Origin of the sequence: Veillonella sp. HPA0037 (assembly GCF_000411535.1) — a bacterium.
GTDB classification, from domain to species: domain Bacteria; phylum Bacillota; class Negativicutes; order Veillonellales; family Veillonellaceae; genus Veillonella; species Veillonella atypica.
Genome location: NZ_KE150483.1, coordinates 1,838,820 through 1,859,882, shown reverse-complemented (window position 1 = coordinate 1,859,882; position 21,063 = coordinate 1,838,820). Strand labels below are relative to the sequence as shown.

22 protein-coding genes are annotated in these 21,063 nt (G+C 41.5%); all 22 read right to left on the bottom strand.

The window, feature by feature from the left end:
* The coding region (locus tag HMPREF1477_RS08515; RefSeq protein WP_016476529.1) for a POTRA domain-containing protein at window positions 1–493 on the bottom strand (493 nt) is incomplete at its 3' end.
* 295 nt (window positions 494–788) lie between these two features.
* Window positions 789–1,235, bottom strand: a complete 447-nt coding sequence (locus tag HMPREF1477_RS08510; RefSeq protein WP_016476528.1) for a helix-turn-helix domain-containing protein — start codon at window positions 1,233–1,235, stop codon at window positions 789–791.
* Between the two features lie 34 nt (window positions 1,236–1,269).
* Window positions 1,270–2,571 carry a glutamate-1-semialdehyde 2,1-aminomutase gene (hemL, locus tag HMPREF1477_RS08505; protein WP_016476527.1) on the bottom strand — a complete coding sequence of 434 codons (1,302 nt, stop codon included), beginning with the start codon at window positions 2,569–2,571 and terminating at the stop codon, window positions 1,270–1,272.
* A gap of 9 nt (window positions 2,572–2,580) precedes the next feature.
* Window positions 2,581–3,555, bottom strand: a complete 975-nt coding sequence (gene hemB, locus HMPREF1477_RS08500) for a porphobilinogen synthase (protein ID WP_005380358.1) — start codon at window positions 3,553–3,555, stop codon at window positions 2,581–2,583.
* Window positions 3,556–3,592: 37 nt separating this feature from the next.
* Window positions 3,593–5,107, bottom strand: a complete 1,515-nt coding sequence (gene cobA, locus HMPREF1477_RS08495; RefSeq protein WP_016476526.1) for a uroporphyrinogen-III C-methyltransferase — start codon at window positions 5,105–5,107, stop codon at window positions 3,593–3,595.
* Window positions 5,104–6,042 carry a hydroxymethylbilane synthase gene (hemC, locus tag HMPREF1477_RS08490; protein WP_016476525.1) on the bottom strand — a complete coding sequence of 313 codons (939 nt, stop codon included), beginning with the start codon at window positions 6,040–6,042 and terminating at the stop codon, window positions 5,104–5,106. The genes cobA and hemC overlap by 4 nt, the downstream gene beginning before the upstream one ends.
* A 1-nt stretch (window position 6,043) precedes the next feature.
* A complete protein-coding gene (gene hemA, locus HMPREF1477_RS08485; RefSeq protein ID WP_016476524.1) occupies window positions 6,044–7,318 on the bottom strand; it encodes a glutamyl-tRNA reductase in 1,275 nt (424 codons plus the stop codon).
* Window positions 7,287–7,934 carry a bifunctional precorrin-2 dehydrogenase/sirohydrochlorin ferrochelatase gene (locus HMPREF1477_RS08480; RefSeq protein WP_016476523.1) on the bottom strand — a complete coding sequence of 216 codons (648 nt, stop codon included), beginning with the start codon at window positions 7,932–7,934 and terminating at the stop codon, window positions 7,287–7,289. The genes hemA and HMPREF1477_RS08480 overlap by 32 nt, the downstream gene beginning before the upstream one ends.
* Before the next feature lie 114 nt (window positions 7,935–8,048).
* Window positions 8,049–8,834, bottom strand: a complete 786-nt coding sequence (locus tag HMPREF1477_RS08475; RefSeq protein ID WP_005380371.1) for an RNA-binding protein — start codon at window positions 8,832–8,834, stop codon at window positions 8,049–8,051.
* On the bottom strand, window positions 8,834–9,622 hold the full coding sequence (proC, locus tag HMPREF1477_RS08470) for a pyrroline-5-carboxylate reductase (RefSeq protein WP_038148147.1): 789 nt from the start codon (window positions 9,620–9,622) through the stop codon (window positions 8,834–8,836). The genes HMPREF1477_RS08475 and proC overlap by 1 nt, the downstream gene beginning before the upstream one ends.
* Before the next feature lie 26 nt (window positions 9,623–9,648).
* A complete protein-coding gene (locus HMPREF1477_RS08465) occupies window positions 9,649–10,143 on the bottom strand; it encodes a cell division protein SepF (protein ID WP_005375690.1) in 495 nt (164 codons plus the stop codon).
* A 39-nt stretch (window positions 10,144–10,182) separates the two neighbouring features.
* Window positions 10,183–10,869 (bottom strand): YggS family pyridoxal phosphate-dependent enzyme, encoded by a 687-nt coding sequence (locus HMPREF1477_RS08460; protein WP_005380354.1) that lies wholly within the window; start codon window positions 10,867–10,869, stop codon window positions 10,183–10,185.
* Between the two features lie 80 nt (window positions 10,870–10,949).
* The gene (gene pgeF, locus HMPREF1477_RS08455) at window positions 10,950–11,810 is read right to left on the bottom strand and encodes a peptidoglycan editing factor PgeF (RefSeq protein ID WP_016476521.1); all 861 of its coding nucleotides are present in this window, start codon (window positions 11,808–11,810) and stop codon (window positions 10,950–10,952) included.
* A gap of 31 nt (window positions 11,811–11,841) precedes the next feature.
* Window positions 11,842–13,569, bottom strand: a complete 1,728-nt coding sequence (locus HMPREF1477_RS08450) for a radical SAM protein (RefSeq protein ID WP_016476520.1) — start codon at window positions 13,567–13,569, stop codon at window positions 11,842–11,844.
* Window positions 13,570–13,640: 71 nt separating this feature from the next.
* Window positions 13,641–14,360, bottom strand: coding sequence for a DUF421 domain-containing protein (locus HMPREF1477_RS08445; protein ID WP_016476519.1), 720 nt, complete (start codon window positions 14,358–14,360; stop codon window positions 13,641–13,643).
* Window positions 14,361–14,372: 12 nt separating this feature from the next.
* Window positions 14,373–14,834, bottom strand: coding sequence for a DUF3290 family protein (locus HMPREF1477_RS08440; protein WP_016476518.1), 462 nt, complete (start codon window positions 14,832–14,834; stop codon window positions 14,373–14,375).
* A 122-nt stretch (window positions 14,835–14,956) separates the two neighbouring features.
* Window positions 14,957–15,466 (bottom strand): hypothetical protein, encoded by a 510-nt coding sequence (locus tag HMPREF1477_RS08435; protein WP_005375719.1) that lies wholly within the window; start codon window positions 15,464–15,466, stop codon window positions 14,957–14,959.
* Between the two features lie 145 nt (window positions 15,467–15,611).
* The gene (gene ilvC, locus HMPREF1477_RS08430; protein ID WP_005375687.1) at window positions 15,612–16,619 is read right to left on the bottom strand and encodes a ketol-acid reductoisomerase; all 1,008 of its coding nucleotides are present in this window, start codon (window positions 16,617–16,619) and stop codon (window positions 15,612–15,614) included.
* Between the two features lie 183 nt (window positions 16,620–16,802).
* Complete coding sequence (locus tag HMPREF1477_RS08425; RefSeq protein WP_016476517.1) at window positions 16,803–17,588, bottom strand: ABC transporter ATP-binding protein; 786 nt, start codon at window positions 17,586–17,588, stop codon at window positions 16,803–16,805.
* 11 nt (window positions 17,589–17,599) lie between these two features.
* Window positions 17,600–18,088 (bottom strand): acetolactate synthase small subunit, encoded by a 489-nt coding sequence (gene ilvN, locus HMPREF1477_RS08420; RefSeq protein ID WP_016476516.1) that lies wholly within the window; start codon window positions 18,086–18,088, stop codon window positions 17,600–17,602.
* On the bottom strand, window positions 18,088–19,797 hold the full coding sequence (gene ilvB / locus HMPREF1477_RS08415; protein WP_016476515.1) for a biosynthetic-type acetolactate synthase large subunit: 1,710 nt from the start codon (window positions 19,795–19,797) through the stop codon (window positions 18,088–18,090). The genes ilvN and ilvB overlap by 1 nt, the downstream gene beginning before the upstream one ends.
* Before the next feature lie 18 nt (window positions 19,798–19,815).
* Window positions 19,816–21,039, bottom strand: coding sequence for a threonine ammonia-lyase (gene ilvA, locus HMPREF1477_RS08410; RefSeq protein WP_016476514.1), 1,224 nt, complete (start codon window positions 21,037–21,039; stop codon window positions 19,816–19,818).
* Window positions 21,040–21,063 lie beyond the last annotated feature (24 nt).

Sequence of the window (21,063 nt, the reverse complement as noted above, 5' to 3'; positions counted from 1 at the left end):
GATTTGCAAGAACAATATCTTCAACATACCCTGGTAAAATCTCAAAAGTTAATGCCCCTGAATGTAAATCTTGATTGGGTACAACCACTTGGCTTGTGACATATCCATCTGCTAATAATTGTTCTTGTAATTGCTTTTGAAGGAATGTAACTCCATCCGACCCGATTCGATTATGCTCATACGCCTCTAAACGGTTCTTATATTTACTAAATACAGGTTCTGACGATGTAATAACAATATGGTCTATAGGAAATGCAATCGCTTCCTTTGGTAATGCCTTCATAGGAGCACTACTAAGACCAACATACGCTGATTCTGAACGCAACGAAGCGGCCCCAGTCATTGGTGCTTCTGCGCGTTGACGCAACGAAGCATCGGCTCGGGCCGCTTCTTGTTGTATAAAAGGGGTAGATACATCGGCTGCCATGCTAGGCAATGTACCAAATGTGGTCAGCAAGCCAATACAACTTGCTGCAATACGTACAACTCTCATAAATCCCTCTCCTTTCTATATGTAAATTATATATTAATCTTAACTTTTTTTTGCAACAGAATATTAAATTTTGTTTATCTACTATTTAATATTCGTGTTTTTTATCATGTAGATTAGCCTATATAATTTTGTATAGCACTCGAGAGGATAAAAATGATCTTTATATCAAAAGATTTATTGATGTTAATAAACAAAAAAACATCTATACTAAGCTATTAACTCAGTATAGATGTCATTTTTAATAAATAATATGTACAATGCTCTAAAAAATTTTTTAGTAACCAATCAAAACTTATCATTTTTTCCCGCGACTCACCGCAAGGTTTGCCCCCAACAGCCCTCCCCGATTGATATGAGGATGGCGATGTGAGGTACCTTCTTTGATGGATGTTATACGAGATCGTTGAAACTTTTCAAACACTGTATCCAGTTCTCGCAATAGAACCTTTTTTTGCGATGCTTTTAATTCATACAAGTCCCCTTTGAACTTAATATGTGTATCCTTCACAGCGGTGCTAATGTCATAAATGCGTTCTTGCTGTTCATTATTAACATTGACGAGTTCATCTAAGGTCAGCTCATAGTAACGAGCCAACGCGCACAGCGTATCGAGGTCTGGTTCTCTATAGCCAGTCTCGTAATTGGACAATGCCGCATTACTAATACCTACAGCCTTGGCGACTTCGATTTGGCTCTTTCCCATGCGTACACGAGCCCGTTTTAAGTTCTTGTAAAATTGCATGTTCATCACCTACATCGATTACGTCAAAAGAATATTACAGTGTTTCACTGATAATTTTGAAAGCTTCTTCTGCGACAGCCAATGTTTTATCGATTTCTGCGCCCTTATGGCACATGGATACGAAGTTGCTTTCAAATGGACTTGGCGCATAGTAAATACCATGGCTCAAGTTATGATGGAAGAATGTCTTGAAATGGTCCGCATTGCATGCACTAGCGTCATCAAAATTGTGAACCGGTTTATCTGTAAAGAACAAGGTAAACATAGAACCCACACGTTGCACCACCGCTGGCACATTGTATTTCTTAGCCAATTCTTCAAGGCCATTACACAATGCTTTTGTGCTATCTTCCACTTGTTTAAAGATGGTTGGGTCTCGTTGCAACATAGATAATGTAGCAAGGCCTGCCGTTACAGCCACAGGATTACCACTCAAAGTACCGGCTTGGTAAATAGGACCGGATGGTGCTACTTCGCTCATAATTTTGCTAGAACCGCCAAATACAGCAAGAGGCATACCACCACCAACGATTTTACCAAGGCAAGTCAAATCGGGTTTAATATTGTATAGTTTTTGTGCACCACCGCTGCTAGCGCGGAATCCACACATAACTTCGTCAAAGATTAATAGGGCACCATGCGCCTTTGTTACATCGCGCAAGGTTTCAAGGAATCCTTCTACCGGAGGCACACAGCCCATGTTACCTGCTACCGGTTCTACGATAATACAAGCAATAGTATCGCCCATTTCATCGAATAATTGTGTAACCGCATCAATATCATTGTAAGGCAATGTGATGGTATTTTCTGCAACGCCCTTTGGTACGCCTGGGCTATCTGGTACGCCAAATGTAGCGAGGCCAGAGCCGGCTTTCACCAATAGGGAATCACTATGGCCATGGTAACAGCCAACAAATTTAACGATACGGTCGCGGCCCGTATACCCACGAGCTACGCGTAATGCGCTCATGGTCGCCTCTGTACCAGAGTTAACGAGACGGACCATTTCCATAGATGGCATGAAGGCTTGGATTTTCTTAGCCAATTCCGTTTCTAACAGTGTAGGCGCACCATAGCTTGTACCACGAGGAATAGCCTCTTGCAAGCTTGCTACGACCTCAGGGTTCGCATGGCCCAAAATCATAGGGCCCCAGCTCAACACATAGTCGATGTATTCATTGTTATCGATATCATAGATACGGCTGCCACTAGCGGAGCTAATAAATGGAGGGTTTGAGCCTACGCTGCGATAGGAGCGAACAGGACTATTAACGCCACCGGGCATATATCGTTTAGCTTCGTCAAATGCTTTTTCTGATTTACCTAGTTGTAACATAGTCACTCCTTATTGTTTAAGCCAACGTGCCACATCAAGGGCATGGTATGTAATGATGATCTTAGCACCAGCACGTTTCATGGAGAGCATCGTTTCCATAACAAGGCGTTGTTCATCGATAAGACCAGCGGCTGCCGCAGTTTTAACCATGGCATATTCTCCGGATACATTGTAGACAGCCAATGGCAATTCATAACGATCACGGGCTTCGCGAACGATATCTAAATAGCATAATGCCGGTTTAATCATGATAATATCCGTACCTTCAGCGATATCGAGTTCAATTTCACGCATTGCTTCTAAGCGATTAGCCGGATCCATTTGATACGATTTACGGTCCCCAAATTGAGGAGCCGAATTAACCGCGCCACGGAATGGACCATAGTAGGCAGATGCATATTTTGCAGCATAGCTCATGATAGATACATTGGTGAAACCAGCTTCATCAAGAGCTTCACGAATAGCACCAACACGGCCATCCATCATATCAGATGGCGCCACCATATGAGCACCAGCTTGCGCTTGGCTAACCGCAACCTTGCACAATAGAGGTAATGTTTCATCATTTAAAATTTCGTGATGATCAATCATGCCGCAGTGACCAGTAGATGTATATTGGCATAAGCATACGTCTGCAATGACCAATAGATTTGGCACCGCTTCACGGATGGCTTTAATCGCTTGTTGTACCGGTTGCTCCATATCCCATGCGGAGGAACCTTGTTCATCCTTATAGGTAGGGATGCCAAAGATTTCTACACCACGAATGCCGAGGTCATAAGCCTCTTGCGCCACCTTTACCGCTTCGTCTACGGATAAATGGTATTGTCCTGGCAATGTGTCGATTTCTTTTTTTATCCCTTCACCAGGAACGATGAATAATGGATATATCAAATCAGTTGTATCTAATGTTGTTTCTCGTACTAAATCACGCATTTCTGGAGAAGTGCGCAAACGGCGAGGACGATAGGTTAAATCGTACATAGTAAATTTCCTTCTTCCGTTTAATAATGACAGTCTATTAGTTAGCGCAGTCTTTCACGATTGTGTCTACAAGGCCTTCTGTCGTATATACAGGACTAATAATATCTACCTTTAAACCTGCACTCATAGCCGTAGCGGCCGTAATAGGTCCGATACATGCAATCTTTGTATGTTCTAATAGTGAAAGTGCATCCTCACCCAATAAATCTAACGTATTGGTAACTGTAGAGGAGCTAGTAAATGTAATATAGTCGACATGACCATGTTGCAATGCATCTACTAATGCCTCTTGTTGAGATGTATCTTGTTGCGTTTCATACAAGCGCAAAATATCTACGTCGATATCTAAGTGACGCAATTCACGAGGAATCACTTCACGAGCCTTCTTAGGTTGAATTAATAGCACTGTATGTCTAGGTTTAACATGCTGTTTCAATGCATCTACAACAGATTCAGCCTTATAGTCTACAGGGATAATATCCGGCGTAATACCATAGTTAGTCAACGCCTTAGCGGTAGCACTGCCGATAGCACATACCTTAGCATAGCCTAAAGAGCGTGCATCCTTACCTTCTCCGTACAATGCATCAAAGAAGTAGCGTACCCCTTCAGCGGATGTGAATACGACACAAGAATAGCGATCTACGCCATGTAATAAACGTTTGTCTTCATCAAATAATTCTACAGGCTCTGTTTTAATAGCTGCTGCTTGGATAACATTGGCGCCTTGACTCATGAGCATATCGCGGAATTTGCTAGCTTGAGAGCGAGCACGAGTAACCACAATCGTTTTGCCGAATAATGGCTTGTTATCAAACCATTGCAATTGTTCACGCAAGTTTACAACATCGCCTACGACGATGATGGCTGGTGCTTTTAGTTGTGCCTTTTCCACGTCTTCTACAACATGTTCTAGTGTGGAAACGAGCACCTCTTGAACAGGTTTAGTACCCCAGCGAACGAGGGCCACTGGTGTATTAGCAGGACGGCCATAAGCCATCAATTTTTCTGCAATCGTAGGTAAATTACCTACGCCCATGACAAAGCAAAGTGTATCCACTGCTGTGGCAAGACCTTCCCAATGGATGCCAGACACCGCTTTTGTTGGGTCTTCATGACCAGTAACAACCGCAAAGGATGTAGCCATAGCGCGTTGTGTTACAGGAATACCTGCATAAGCAGGCGCAGCGATAGGCGATGTAACACCAGGTACAAATTCAAAAGGAACACCGGCCTCACGAAGGGCCATTGCTTCTTCCCCTCCGCGACCAAATACGAGTGGATCACCACCCTTTAAGCGGGCTACAATTTTACCTTCTTTTCCCTTTGCTACCAATAATTCGTTGATTTCCCATTGGTGCATGGTATGATCTTTGCATTGTTTCCCTGCATAAATCAATTCTGCATCAGGTCTAGCCCATTCTAATAGATGAGCATCTGCTAAATAATCATATACAATAACGTCTGCACGTTCGATGCATTCCTTACCTTTTACGGTGATTAATTTAGAATCTCCAGGGCCTGCGCCGATCAAATATACTAAACCTGTCATTTTATGATTCCCTCCTTAACAAGGGCTTCCACAATGTGTTTGCCCCCTTCTTCATATAAGGCTTTCGCAAGGTTTTTGCCTAACATAACCCCTTTCTTAGCAGGTCCAGACAATTCCCCTTCATATACAGTTTTACCATCTAAGGATGCAATGAGTGCTTTCAATATGAGCTGCCCTTTTTCAACGGTTCCATATACGCCCATCGGCACTTGGCAACCCCCATTGAGTTGATTCAAGAAACTACGTTCCCCCTCTACGGCAAGGCGTGTTGGTTCGTCGTCGATTTTTGAAAGTATTTCTAACATCTCAGTATCGTCACTGCGACATTCAATAGCCAAAGCACCTTGCCCCACAGCAGGAATCATTTCATCCGCCGTAAAGACTTGTGTGATTCTATCATCTAAACCGAGCCGTTTAAGGCCTGCTTGTGCCAATACGACGCCATCGAGGCCTTCCGTTTCAATCTTGCCAAGACGGGTTTGCACATTGCCGCGGATGACTTCGATTTGTAGGTCTGGACGGCGATGCAATAGTTGGGCTTGACGACGTAAACTACTGGTACCAATGCGAGCACCTTCTGGTAATTGGTCCAATGTTTTGTATTTAGGACTGACCAAAGCATCGAATGGTACTTCCCGTTTTGAAATAGCACCTAATGTAAGACCATCTGGTAATTCCGTAGGCATATCCTTTAAACTATGAACGGCGATATCGATATCACCAGCATGCATAGCCACCTCTAATTCAGCAGTGAATAAACCTTTGCCACCTACTTCGGCAAGGGGCTTATTCAAAATGCGGTCCCCTTTTGTGTTAAAGTGAACTAATTCTACGGTAACCCCTGGGTATAAGCGTTGCAATTCACTTTTTACATATTCTGACTGCCATAAAGCAAGAGCACTCTTTCGAGTTCCAATTCTAATGTGGTTCCTCATACTACGAGCCTTCTTTCTCGAGATTAAACATATCTTTGAATAAATCCCAATATAAACCTTCTTCTTGTGTACCGGCGATTTCATTGAAATGAATCATCGGTTCTCTTAGCATTTTTCTAACGATCATACGACTCATAGAATCAATGATGCGACGCTCTTTATCGGAAATATCCGGCAATTTAGCCAGCGCTCGATGTAATTCACGGCGACGAATACGGTCAGCCTTATCCGTCAATAATGCCATCATAGGACGTACGGATAAATAACTAAACTTTTCTAACACTTCATCGATGGCTTCGTGAATAATCGGTTCAGCCCGTTTCGCCTCTTCCTCGCGTTGTTGTTTATTCTCTTCTACAACGCTTTCTAGAGCATCGATATTGAATAGGTACACACCTTCGATATCCGCAACGACAGGATCAATATCACGTGGTACCGCAATATCAATCATCACGATGGGGCGTCCATGACGCAATGCGGCAATCCGTTTTGCCTCTTTTTCACCAATAATATAATGCGGTGCCCCCGTCGATGTAATGATGATATCTGCATGTTCTGCTTGTTCTACATAGTGATCTAATTTAATAGCTTGCCCATTAAATTTCTTCGCCAAGGCTTCCGCTTTGGTAAAAGTTCGATTTGATACGAATATGGTTTTTACGCCCTTTGCTTGAAGATGTGTAGCTGTTAACTCACTCATAGTACCAGCCCCTAAGATGAGGACTGTTGCTTCTGAAAGTGGTTTATCTAGGCTATCTTCCGCCAAGTTAACCGCCGTGTAACTAACAGACACAGGTGTATTCGCAATGCCTGTATTGGTCCGAACCTTTTTACCAACGCTAATAGCGCGTTGGAACAAGATATTAAATACGGTTCCCGTAAAGCCTGCACTATAAGCCGCGATATAGGCACCTTTTAACTGACTAAGAATCTGCCCTTCCCCTAAAACAAGGGAATCAAGACTAGCAGATACACGGAATAGATGTTCTATACACGCTTTCTCTTCATAGAAGAAAAATGCGGATTCATCAATTGTATCGGCATGTTTTAAATGCTTTAATACATCGAGCATATACGCTTTAGGAGATTGTACATCTTCTAATACGGCATAAATTTCCGTACGATTGCAAGTCGATAGAATGACGCATTCTGAAATTTTTTCGTATTCATAGAGTCGATTTAAGGCGCTTTCTACCTCGTTTTTTTCAAACGAGAAACGTTCACGCACCTCAACGGCAGCACTTCTATGATTTAGTCCTAATACCACTAATTGCATGGTGTAGTTTCTCCTCTATCAAAGACCATTGTCCCTTAAGAATGGCCTGAAATTCAGATTCGCCTAGGTGAGTGCGCCAAAAACGGCTACGCTCCTCTACGCTAGGGATAAGTAACTTTACCTCTTCCCTCATAATTTTAAGTCTCGGTATGGCAATTTGCAATATATTATAACGATTCATCATATCTTGTTTCACAAGACGATTAATACGTGGTCCCCCATTATTAGCACTAATCGCAACATGCAAATCACCCATATCGATTGTTGATGGTACTGTGAAATCACAAACTGTAGCATTATCGGCACGATTGACTAGTATGCCATTATTGCGTGCTATAGCTTCGATATAATCATTAACAGCTTTATTATCTGTACAGATAAACAATAATTTACATTGTTTTACAATGCCTATATGGTCATCGCTAAATACTGTATTGTGCCAAATAAATCTGTTATCCTCATGCCAAGCTTTCATCTGATCTGTTATAACAGGGCTAATGACAATGCATTGACAGGGCTCGTCTAAGCATAATGCTAGACGTCGTTCAGCCACGGCGCCACCACCTACAAATAAAATGGTATCACTCGCTGTAGTTTGTAATGTTAGAGATATCATAATGAACCTCGCATAATTGATGATACCGCTTATGTATACCTACATATGAAACTATAGATATACATAAGCGGTATAAAAAATCGGCTTGATGAATCAAGCCGATTACTTATTTGCTTACATAAATCGTTTAAGGTAAACGCCGATACGTCCCTTACGGGATGTGCCCGTAATAGCCTCTACCTTCATTCGGCCACGACCACGCATAGAGATGATATCCCCTTCTTTGACCTCTTGGGATGGCCCCTTTGCAGGTTGCCAATTTACTTGCAATAAACCGGCATTTACAGCGCTCACCAATTTGGTACGGGATACGCTAAAGCCAGAGCTTGCTACCGCATCCAATCGAAGTGATGCAACGGTAGTACGCACTTCTTTAATCTTTTCTTCTTTTGGTGCTATCTCATCTAACTCCATCGGAGTTACAGATACGGCAACCATAGCAATCTTTGTAAAATTTTGCACTACAAAATCTGCTACAGCGCTATCTACGAGAATTTGTGCGCCCCCTTGGCCCATGATAATATCGCCAAATTTCGAGCGATCAATGCCAAGCCCCATCAAAGAACCAAGCACATCACGATGATTTAACAATCTAAATCGTGGATCCCAAGATACCTTCAAAGGAACGATACCCATATCTACTGTACCTTGAAAATGACTATCTACAAAGGCGATACGAATACGTTCCGCCCCTTCATAGCCGCCATAGGATTGAACGAGTAATTCAGGATAAGCCGCCTTAATTGCATCAGCGATAACAAGTCCTGCAGGACTTGTAAAGTCACATACGCGATACGGTTTTCCCTTTACTACTTGTTCTGCTAAATCGAGCATACGGCGCGCTTCTTCACCGCTACCGCTTGCTTCAAAATATCTAATTAATTTACTAGTATCAGCCATTATTTCCCCAATTCATTGGAACGAGCTAAACAAGCAACAACCCCATCTTGTAGGGCACTGCGCAAGCCACCTTTTTCCATAGCTCCAATGCCAGCAATCGTAGTGCCACCAGGGCTAGTCACTTGATCGCGCAATATAGCAGGATGCGTGCCGGATTCTAATGCCATTTTACCAGCCCCATACATCGTTTGGGCAGCCGCCTTAATCGCCAATTGACGAGGTAATCCAATGCGAACTCCCGCATCAGCCAAGGCATCTAAAATGACAAACATATATCCTGGGCCGGCACCAGACAAAGCGCCTAATCGATCTAGATCGGCTTCACTGACAACGGCTACTTCACCAACCGCATTAAATAAAGCCTCCACGTGAATTGTATCAGCTCCATTATCCGCAGTCAACGCAGTCATACCACATCCAATAGATGCTGGAGTATTCGGCATGGCACGGTACAACACCGCAGTTGGTAATGCTTTGCGCAAGGTATCTAATGTTACGCCAGCTGCCACAGATATAACCGTAGCACCCGCTTTCACAGACGTTAATTGGCTCAATACAGATGGTAATACCTGTGGTTTAACAGCTAAGATAATCGTGTCAAACTGCGCCATATCAGGCAATTCTACATAACCTGTAACGCCCAATTCGTCAACTAATTCGTCGCGATGTTCAGGGCGACGCACTACGATTGATACATCATCTCTACGTAATATGCCTTGTGAAAGTGCGCCTCGTAAAAGGGCACCACCCATGGCTCCTACGCCTATACATACTGTTTTTCCCAACATAGTATCACCACTTTTTCTATACCGGATTATTTATTTTGCCAGTTAAATTCTTGTTGCTCAGTTGTTCCACTTTCAGATTCATTATTATAATCAATGGATACATTTACAGGCACGCACATGAAAATGTCTTTGCCTACCTTTTCCAATTTGCCATCTAATGCAAATGTTGCACCAGATACAAAGTCAACGATGCGAGCTGCTTCGTGAGGATCTGTATTTTCAAAGTTAATCAATACAGGGCGCATGTCACGCAATTGATGAGTGATGCTTTCAGAATCTTCAAAAACCTTAGGTTCGATAACAACTACTTTCATGGCTGTTGGACGTTGTGTCATAGTGGATGTGCCTCCTACCTTACGTGGATGGAACTCAGATGCAGCTGCTGTTGGTGCTACTGGTGGCACGTCCTCTGCATAGTCCTCATCATCTTCATATTCATACTCATCATCATAATCATAACGGTCATCATTATTAATGCCGATAAAATTTTTGATTTTTTGCCATTGTTCTCCCATAGACATGGTAATCCTCCTAATATACTCACACTGTTATATTCCCAATTAGTTATATACACGTTCCCCAAAGATGGCAGTGCCTACACGCACGATGTTAGCCCCTTCTTGTAAGGCTATTTCAAAGTCATGTGTCATCCCCATCGACAAATATTGTATATCCCCATCAGGGAAATACCCTTTCATATCTTCATACAAAGCATGTGCCACTCTAAAGATAGGTCTTGCATCCTCCGGATTTTCGAAAAACGGAGCCATGCACATCAACCCTTTAACGCGTACATGCGGTAAGGTCTTCGCATAGTCTCGTATGTCAGGAAAATCCTCTACGGACATACCAGACTTACTCGCTTCGCGAGCTACATTGACTTGTAACAATATGTCTTGTACCTTATCATGCTTAGCAGCAACCTTTTCGATTTCATCTAATAGTTTCTTACTATCTACAGAATGAATCAAATCAAACATCGGTACCGCTTGACGAACCTTATTAACTTGTAAATGGCCAATTAAATGCCATACCAATTTAGGACCTGTATAAAGCATTTGTTTTTCTTTTGCCTCTTGCACGCGATTTTCGCCTACATGAGTGCATCCAAGGCGAGCCACTTCCTCTACAGCCGTTACAGGATGATTCTTTGTAACCGCAACAAGTAACGCCGTATCCGTGCGCCCTACGCTAGCCATTGCATCAGCCATGCGTTGTTGGATTTTATGAAGGGATTCTTCAATCATATGATCCTCCCATATAGTAACGTATAAATAAATATCCTATAGACTTATATTATATAATATTTAACCAATAATGTATATCTTTACCGTTTTTCGAGCATACCAAATAATGCCATACGCCCTGTTTTTCCATGTTCACGACGATAGGAAAAACAATTCTCATCGGTCATACTATCGGTACCACCAATACAGATTTGTTCCTTTGGAACACCTCGTTGCAACAAATCTTCTTCGATAAATCGCCACAAATCAACATGTGGTGTCGCTTTCGACGCACCATCTCTAACGATATATCGGACCAATTCATCACGATTGGCATCAGTTATTTTCTGCCACTCGTCTGTGAAAGTATCTGCCAGTTCTTGATTAACCTCAAAGGATTCAGGTCCAATGCTAGGTCCTAAATATACATAGCAGTCTTCAAAGCGCGTACCAAAATCTCGTTGCATCGCCTCTAGGGTGATAACCGGTAGATGGCCTATAGCACCGCGCCATCCTGCATGAACGGTAGCCACCACATGATGCACAGGATCGTAAATGCCTACTGGTACGCAATCTGCAGTAAATAAGAATAATGGAATATTGGGTATATCCGTATAGATTGCATCACAATCTGGAATAGCTGTATCAGAACTCATGGCGCCAGCACCGATTAAATCTTCTGTAATGCGTACCGCATTGAGTCCATGCACTTGATTACCACAGGTAATGCGGTCTAGCGATACGCCTAAATGATCAGCCACAATGCTGCGGTTATCTAATACATCTTGTAATGAATCTCCTATGTGAGTAGCTAAATTTAGAGATTCACATGGCTTCTTACATACACCGCCATGACGATATGTATCCCCCATAACCAGAGGAAATTGATTGGCCCAGTTAGGCATTTCAAAAGACCATTTACGATCATCATTTGTATTTACATTTACAACAGTAATATCCATACGACTGTTCCTCTACTATTTATTTCTCGAATCACTTACACACGCCACAGCGCTTACACCCTTCCATGCAAGGCGGTGTATACGCTTCATCAACGGCCCGTTGCCATTCTTGTTCTAAATAACCATTTCTTAGGCCCATATCCAAATGAGACCAAGGCAAATAATCCTCAAACTTGCGTTCCCGATAATTACAGTCATCCATGTCGAGGCCGGCTTTTTTCATTTCAGATTTAAAGGATTTGCTACCTCTATCTAGAGCACATGCAGCGAGTACCTTGCCTAAGCGGCGGTCACCTCGGGCGAGTACACCTTGGATATATGCTTCTTTAGGAGACTCAACGAGTACCTCGATGCGACGATTTTTTTGCAATGATTTCTTAATATATTGTAATTTCTTTTCTACACTCTTTTGATGATCCATAGCCATCCACTGGAATGGTGTAAATGGCTTTGGTATAAATGGATTAATGCTAAGTGTTAAGCGACCTTTACAGCCCACCTCAGCCATGTGTGCTTGTGTACGTTCTGCTAACCCGATAATGGCATCTATATCTTCATCCGTTTCTGTGGGAAGTCCTATCATAATATATAGCCTCATATGTTGAATGCCAGACTTAGCAGATAACTGAGCAGCAGTGCGAAGATTTTCTTCACTAATCCCCTTGTTGATGACACGGCGTAATCGTTCACTACCCGTCTCAGGCGCAATAGTAATTGTCTTTTGTCCACTTTCAGCCAATCCATCGACAACGGCTTGTGTCAAGGAATCGGCGCGCAAGGACGCACAAGAATAACGCATATCCTTAGAGCGAATATAGGTTACGAGCTCATCAACCTCTGGATAATCGGAAATGGCCGCCCCCATAAGGCCCACCTTTTTCCCTAACTTTTCTGCTCTATCGACGCCTTCTTTCAAGATATCCAGTGGTCGTACACGGGGCACGCGGAAACAATACCCCGCCATACAAAATCGACAATGACGGCCACAGCCTCGAGCTACCTCAATGATATACATGGCACCAAACTCGGTGAAATTCGTAGCAATTACCGTTTCACCTCCACTTGTTAGAGGCTCAAAGTGGCGTCGTATGATTTTGGGTGCACCATCTGCTATATCATAGCCAACAAAACGCTTATTATCGTCATATTGAGGCGTATATAAAACAGGTACATATACACCATCAATTTGAGCTAGTCCGGCAATCGTTTCTTCTCGGCTTTCACCATTCTCACGACCCTTGCGAATTCGTTCTAACAAAGCAGTTACGATGCCCTCCCCTTCACCGATGATGAAAGCATCGATAAAATCGGCAAAGGGCTCAGGATTAAATGTCGCACAAGGTCCTCCGGCAATGACGATAGGATCAAAGCCAGTTCGATCTTCGCTCATAACAGGCACACGCCCATGTCGTAGCATTAATGGAATGTGAAAATAGTCCATTTCAAAGGTCACATCAAAGGCCACTACATCAAACTGATGCATAGGTCGTTGCGTTTCAACACTCATAAGCGGAGTTTTCGTCTTATCATAGACGTCTAGTTCCTTTTTCTCAGGCAAGAATATCCGCTCGCATACACTAGATGGATGCAAATTGATTTCCTCATAGATAATGTGAAGGCCTAAATTGCTCATGCCAACGAAATAGGTATTTGGATAAACAATAGCAACCTTTTGCTCCGCATGAGGGTTAATAGTTACGCGACTATCCTCATCTTTATAAAGTTCTTGTAATCGATCAATTAAATCTTTACGGTTCACTAATTTCCTTTCTATATAAGCCCACTACGAAAAGTGGGCTTAACAACGCTCTCTATATATAATTCAAGAGATTATATTTTAGATTTTATTTTATCCTTTGTATGAATAGTCTTTGTTTTAATTGTTTTTACCAATTGAGGCCGATGTTTTTTCTCATACGGATACAATACGACTTTACCATCTCTGTATTCCGCAATGTAGATATCCTTAATAGAATACCCTTGTGCCTGTACCTCTTGTTCTAGCCATTCTTTATCTTTTTCAATTACATCAAGAGTAAATTGATTAATTTGACCATCATTGATCAAATCAAAACGAATATTTTCTTCACCGAACTGAACAACACTAAGCTGACCATTTTGCTCTAATACGGCGCGCTTAACATCTGCTACATATTGAACACCAGCTGTGCGAAGTTTTAGTTTTAATTCAGCCGATTGAATACCATAACGCATACATTCTTCAGTTAAGATATGACCTTTTTCGATAACAATTACAGGATGACCATCTAGAATTGTTTTAAAGAATCGAAGATTGCCTTTTAAGAATTTAAGCGTCATTACGAGAATAGTCCATAAGATGAGAACTAACATAAATTGTAAAATACCAATCGCATCATTATAGATGATGGCACCGATAATGCCACCGAGTACATAGTTTTGTAATTGGTCTAAGGCTGAGGTAGGCGCCAAATTACCTTTACCCATTAAATTAATTTGTAAAATAATCGCCAAGAGACCTATGGCGAGTTTGGCAAAGACCATCCCATAGACGGCCATAGCTTCTGTCATATGTGGTCCTCCTTATGGTAATACATCCGCTTTATCATGAATTCGATCTGTAGGGCTTACTGTATACACACGAGTGATTGTATAGGTAGTAAATTCAGGGTTAAATTGCACCTCATAGTATGCATCGCTAACCTTTAAAATTATACCATTACGTACCTTTAAGGAGTTAACAGCTAATTGACCTTCATCAACACCACGATCGGCACTAAAGGAGTGTAAGAACTGAGCCATGCGAGAGGAATCTTCTGAATACACCTTCATACGCCCATATTCTTGATATTCAAGACCTAAGAAAAATACAATAACTAATGATAAAATAACGGTTAAATCACGATAGCGGCTTGTAAAACCATTACGCAAAACTTGAATACCTACTCCGAGAAGGGCTAATAAAACAACTACAAAGATAACGAACCCTAATGTATGACCAGATGTGATTTGGCTTTCCACATAGGAAACGGTATAGAAGTCCATAATTATGCTCCTTTCATATATCTTTTTATTATATCACAAATAAATATGATAATAACCACCAACGATTTATAAAAAATAGAGCTACCACAATGATAGCTCTATTAAACAGTTACTATACTAATTTATTTACATTCACGGTACACGATGATATAAGCATGAGTATTCGCTGTAAAACCAGATTCTAATTCTAGTTCAACTTCTAAAACGGCATCGTCAACATCACCTTTATAATACGCATTACGTTGTTCTGCGGAATAGAAATACATAGCCGCATTATATTCATTACCTGCTTGTACTGGAATTGTGATGGTAACAGGCTGTGTTTCAACATTCTTTGTTTTAGTACCCACATTATCCGTCGTATAATATACGGATTCAATAGTATGTTCTCCTGGTGTTAATGCCACAATGACTTGACCATATTGACCAGTTTTATGATCAATAGTAGAAAGGTCCTTACCATCAACCTTTACAGATTTACCATAAATATGAAGAATCGCTTTATTAGCATTCTCTTGTACAAATTGTTGTTCACCGGCTTGTCGTTTTTTATTGAACTTCATAAATACGGCAAACAAAATGGCCCAAATGACTGCAACCGCCACGATGATAATAATAGTTGTAGAACTCATAGTATCTCTCCTTATACCAAAATATACTACATTGACTCTACGTTAACTATATCATACGTACTTGTATTACTCAATAAAAAAACGACCCCAAATGGGGTCGCTTTCAGTAAGCCTATGCTTATCAAGAAATTACTAATGCAATCTCTTATTTCAACCAGCTCATCAAGTTACGAAGTTCTGCACCAACTGGTTCGATTGGATGAACAGCTGCTGCTTCACGATGTTCTTTAAGGAATTTTTGACCATTTTTAGAATCAGCCAAGAATTCATCAGCGAATTTACCAGATTGAATGTCAGCCAAGATTTGTTTCATAGCTTCTTTAGTTTCTGGAGTAATTACGCGAGGGCCTGCATAGTAATCACCATATTCTGCTGTGTTAGAAATGGAGTTACGCATTTTTTGGAAACCACCTTCGTAGATAAGGTCTACGATCAATTTCATTTCATGCAAGCATTCGAAGTAAGCGTTTACAGGTTCATAACCAGCTTCTGTTAATACTTCGAAACCAGTTTGAATCAATGCAGTCAAACCACCGCACAATACAGCTTGTTCACCGAACAAGTCAGTTTCTGTTTCGGATTTGAAGTTAGTTTCCAAGATACCTGCACGGCCACCACCGATACCAGAGGTCCAAGCTAATGCTACTTCTTCAGTATCGCCAGATGGGTCTTTTTCTACTGCGTACAAGCAAGGAACGCCGGAGCCTTCTTGGTATGTACGACGTACTAAGTGGCCAGGACCTTTAGGTGCTACCATGAATACGTTGATATCTTCGCGAGGAACGATTTTACCGAAGTGAATGTTGAAGCCGTGAGCGAATGCTAAGTATGCACCTTGTTTCAAGTTAGGAGCGATATCTTTTGCATAAACGTCTGCTTGTAATTCATCTGGAATCAATACCATAACGATGTCAGCGCCTTTAACTGCTTCTGCAGTTTCTTTTACAGGAAGACCTGCTTCTTCAGCTACTGCCCAGCTTTTGGAACCAGCGCGAAGACCGATAGTTACGTCAAAACCGTTTTCTTTCAAGTTCAATGCATGAGCATGACCTTGGGAACCGTAACCTAAAACTGTAATTTTTTTGCCTTCCAATTTACTTAAATTGCAATCTTCATCATAGTAAACTGTTGTACCTAAAATTTTACCTGCCATGTTAGACAACCTCCAATTTATATTCAATAGAATATTTAATATATATACTGTACACAATCTCGCAAATAATTGCAAGGTTTGTAGCGTATATCGTAATTTATCGAATAGTCAAATAGACTAATTCATAACTAAATTTGTACCCTCTTTGTATTAAAAAAATATGAATTCTGAAATTTTCATACCTTATTTAACGATAACCCAAGGGCGATCTTTTTCCCAAACAACGGATACATCAATACCGAAAACATCGGTCAATATATCGTCTGTTAAGATGTCCTGTTTTTTGCCTTTATACACGATGAGACCATCTTTAATAATTGCTACATGTGTAATGCTAGGCATAATTTCTTCGATTTGATGAGATACATAGATAAAAGGCTTCTTCTCATCACGAGCCATGTTTTCCACGGTTCTTAAGAATTGCTCACGAGCCGGCAAATCAAGACCAGAGCAAGGTTCATCTAAGATCAACAAATCAGGATCTGCCATGATGGCACGAGCCAATAGTACACGACGTTGTTCGCCAACGGATAAGGTGGAGAATGTATGGCCTTCCAAATAGGAGATTTTAAATTCTTCCATTAGGTCTATCGCTTTTTTTCGCTGGCCTTCAGAGACGTCCTTATAGACGCCGATAGTGTTGAAAGCACCGGAAATAACGACATTCTCTACCAATTGGCGATCTAAGGTAGATTGAAATTGGCCCAATGTGGCGCTTACAAATCCTAAGCGATTTTTAATCTTCACCCATGCATATTTGCCAAATTCATGGCCAAATACGCGCAATAGGCCTGTCGTCGGGATTTGATAGGCTGGAATCATACTGAGCATCGTTGATTTACCGGCCCCATTGAGGCCTAATAGAGCCCAGTTTTCACCTTCTTCCACGTGCCAATCTACGCCTTTTAGAATTTCTCGACCATCGCGACGAAATGTGACATCTTCATAATGTAGTACTTCACTACTCACACAACCATCTCCTACATTTTTTCTCCACGACTCATAGCGGTAATACCGGTTTTAGCGATTTCAAGAATACCATAGGTTTCCATAATTTGTACGAAACCGCGTAATTTATCGTCGCTGCCGATGACTTCTATAATCATAGATGTAGGGGAAATATCAAGTACATTACCGCGGTATACATCGGCAATTTGAACAATTTGAGATCGCGTTGTAGACGTTGCTTTCACCTTGATAAGCATTAACTCACGACAAACTACATCATGATCATCAAATACTTTCACCTTAACCACATCAATCAGTTTGTAAATTTGCTTTTGAATTTGGTCAAGTGCACGGTCATCAGCCTCAACAGTAAGCGTAATGCGTGCATAGCCAGGCTTATTTGTAACGCCAGAAGTCATTTTCGTAACGTTAAAACCACGGCGATTGAAGAGTGCTAAAATACGAGTACCAATACCCGCCGTATTTTTGGCAATCACTAACACTTGATGTTCTTTAGCCATTATAGCACCCCTTTCTTGCCCATCATGCCACTCACAGTACCACCGGCTGGGATCATTGGCAATACATTATCCTCACGTTCAACGCGACAATCCAAGACGATGCTTTCATCAGATGTAATATAGGATTTAAAATCTTTATTGAATGTTTCAACTGAATCGAAGCGCGCTGCTTTCAAATCAAATGCATCGGCTAGCTTTAAGAAATCAGGACTCACTTCTAAATCTACATAGGAATAACGTCGGTCATTGAAAATTTGTTGCCACTGACGCACCATGCCAAGATATCCATTGTTGATGATGACAATCTTAATTGGCAAATTATACTGACGAACCATCATAAGTTCTTCGCAGGTCATTTGGAAACCACCATCGCCAACAACAAGGATGACTTGTTTGTTAGGAGCACCCACTTGAGCACCGATTGCCGCTGGTAAGCCATAGCCCATCGTACCAGCACCACCAGAAGTTACGATGGTATGTGGCGCCTTATGTGTTAAGAACTGAGCAGCCCACATTTGATGTTGGCCTACATCGGTTACGATAATAGCATCATCCTTAGCAATTTTATTGAGTTCAGATAATACATATTGAGGATGTAATTCACCATGAGTCGATTTAGGAACAACCATAGGATATTCTTGTTGCCATTCTCGAATTTGCGCAATCCAAGATTCATGTGTAGTAGGTTCAACAAAAGTATTTAATTCGGTTAATACTCGTTTTAAATCGCCTACGATTGGTACGTTAATGGTAACGTTTTTATCGATTTCAGCTGGATCGATATCGATATGAATAATCTTTGCTTTTTTACAGAAAAAATCTGGATGACCTGTTATGCGGTCATGGAAACGAATACCAGCCGCAATAACGAGATCTGCATCTTCTGTACAATTGTTAGCCGCTACCGTTCCATGCATACCGACCATACCAAGAGCCAATTCATGGTTACCAGGGAATCCACCAAGGCCTACCAAGGTATTAGCTACAGGAATTTGAGCCTTTTCGGCCAATGCTTTAAGTTCTGCCATGGCACCGGATTTTAATACACCTGCACCGGCAATAATAAGAGGACGTTTCGCGTTCTTAATAAGGGTTGCAGCCTTTTTAATTTGTCCTTGGTGACCTTTATAGGTTGGATCGTAACCTTCAAGTTGAATTGGCACATCGTACAATTTATTGTATTCTGTCATGGATATTTTTTCGGTTTGGATATCCTTAGGAATATCGATTAATACAGGGCCAGGACGACCTGTACCAGCAATGAAATACGCTTCTTTAATGATTCGTGGTAAGTCGTGAATATCTTGCACAAGATAGTTATGCTTTGTAATTGGCATCGTAATACCTTGTATATCCGCCTCTTGGAATGAGTCCTTACCAATTAGTGCGCGTCCTACTTGACCCGTAATGGCTACCATAGGCACAGAGTCCATATAAGCAGTCATAATGCCTGTTACAAGATTCGTAGCACCAGGGCCAGATGTGGCAAGGCATACGCCAACTTTACCGGATACGCGAGCATATCCATCAGCCGCATGAGCTGCACCTTGTTCATGACGCACAAAATAATGTTTAATTTCAGGGAAGCTATAAATTTCATCATAAATTGGAATTACCGCGCCACCTGGATAACCGAACATGTCGGTTACACCAAGGCGATGCAATGTTTCAAGGACAATACGTGCCCCATTGATTGTTTCTGCGCTCATAGGAACCCTTTCAACCAGCTATTCAGATAAAATTTCGCTGGAATTTAAACGTTTAATGGTATAACCATTCTTTTTAAAAGTATCAATAATGCTTTGAATATGTTCTTCACCATTGGTTTCTACAGTAACTTGTAATTCTACTTCGTGGAAGCGGTCAAGATTTTTAAACTGATTATGATCAAGTTTAATAACGTTTGCATCCGCATCTGCAAGCATTTGAGATACAGCAACCAATTGGCCTGGTTTATCTGGAAGGTTTACAGAGAATGTAAAGATACGGCCACGCAATACGAGACCTTTATTAATCATAGAAGAAATGGTTAATACATCGATATTACCACCGCTGACGATGGCTACTGCCTTTTTACCTTTGCAGTCTAATTTTTTTAGACCTGCAAGAGGCAAAATACCAGAGTTTTCTGCTACTAATTTATGTTTTTCAACGAGCAACAAAAAGGCTTCCATCAACTCGTAGTCAGAGACAGTAACAATTTCATCTACATATTTCTTAATATATTCTAATGTAGTTTCGCCGATTTGACGTACAGCTGTACCATCTGCGATAGTTGCCACCTCACTAAGTGGTACAGGATGATCTGCTTTTAACGCAGCTATTGCACTAGCCGCACCTTCAGGTTCTACACCGATTACTTTGATGCTAGGATTTTTTAATTTTGCAGCAGCTGCGATACCAGAAACAATACCGCCACCACCTACTGGAACAAGTAATACATCCGCATCAGGCAATTCCTCAAGAACTTCAAGGGCAATAGTACCTTGGCCTTCGATGACATCTTCGTCATCAAAAGGATGGACGAACACATATCCGTGCTCTTGTTGTAATTCCATCGCTTTTTGGTACGCTTCGTCATAAATCTCACCATGTAGAACGACTTCGGCACCATATTGTTTTGTAGCATTCACCTTGATGAGAGGTGTATGTTTTGGCATGACGATTGTCGCCTTAATGCCTAGACGTTTTGCAGCAAGCGCTACACCTTGCGCATGGTTGCCGGCGGACGCGGCAATAACGCCGCGCGCCTTTTCTTCTTCCGTCAATTTAGCAATTTTATTGTATGCTCCACGCACCTTAAAGGAACCTGTTATTTGCAAGTTTTCTGGCTTGATGTACACATCATTGCCACACTCTTCAGAGAACACATCGCTATGAAGCAGTTTAGTTTTTACCGTAATCGTGCTCAACCGTTCACGGGCTTCCATAAAATCATATAACTTATGCATAAGACACCTACTCTTGTAGTAATA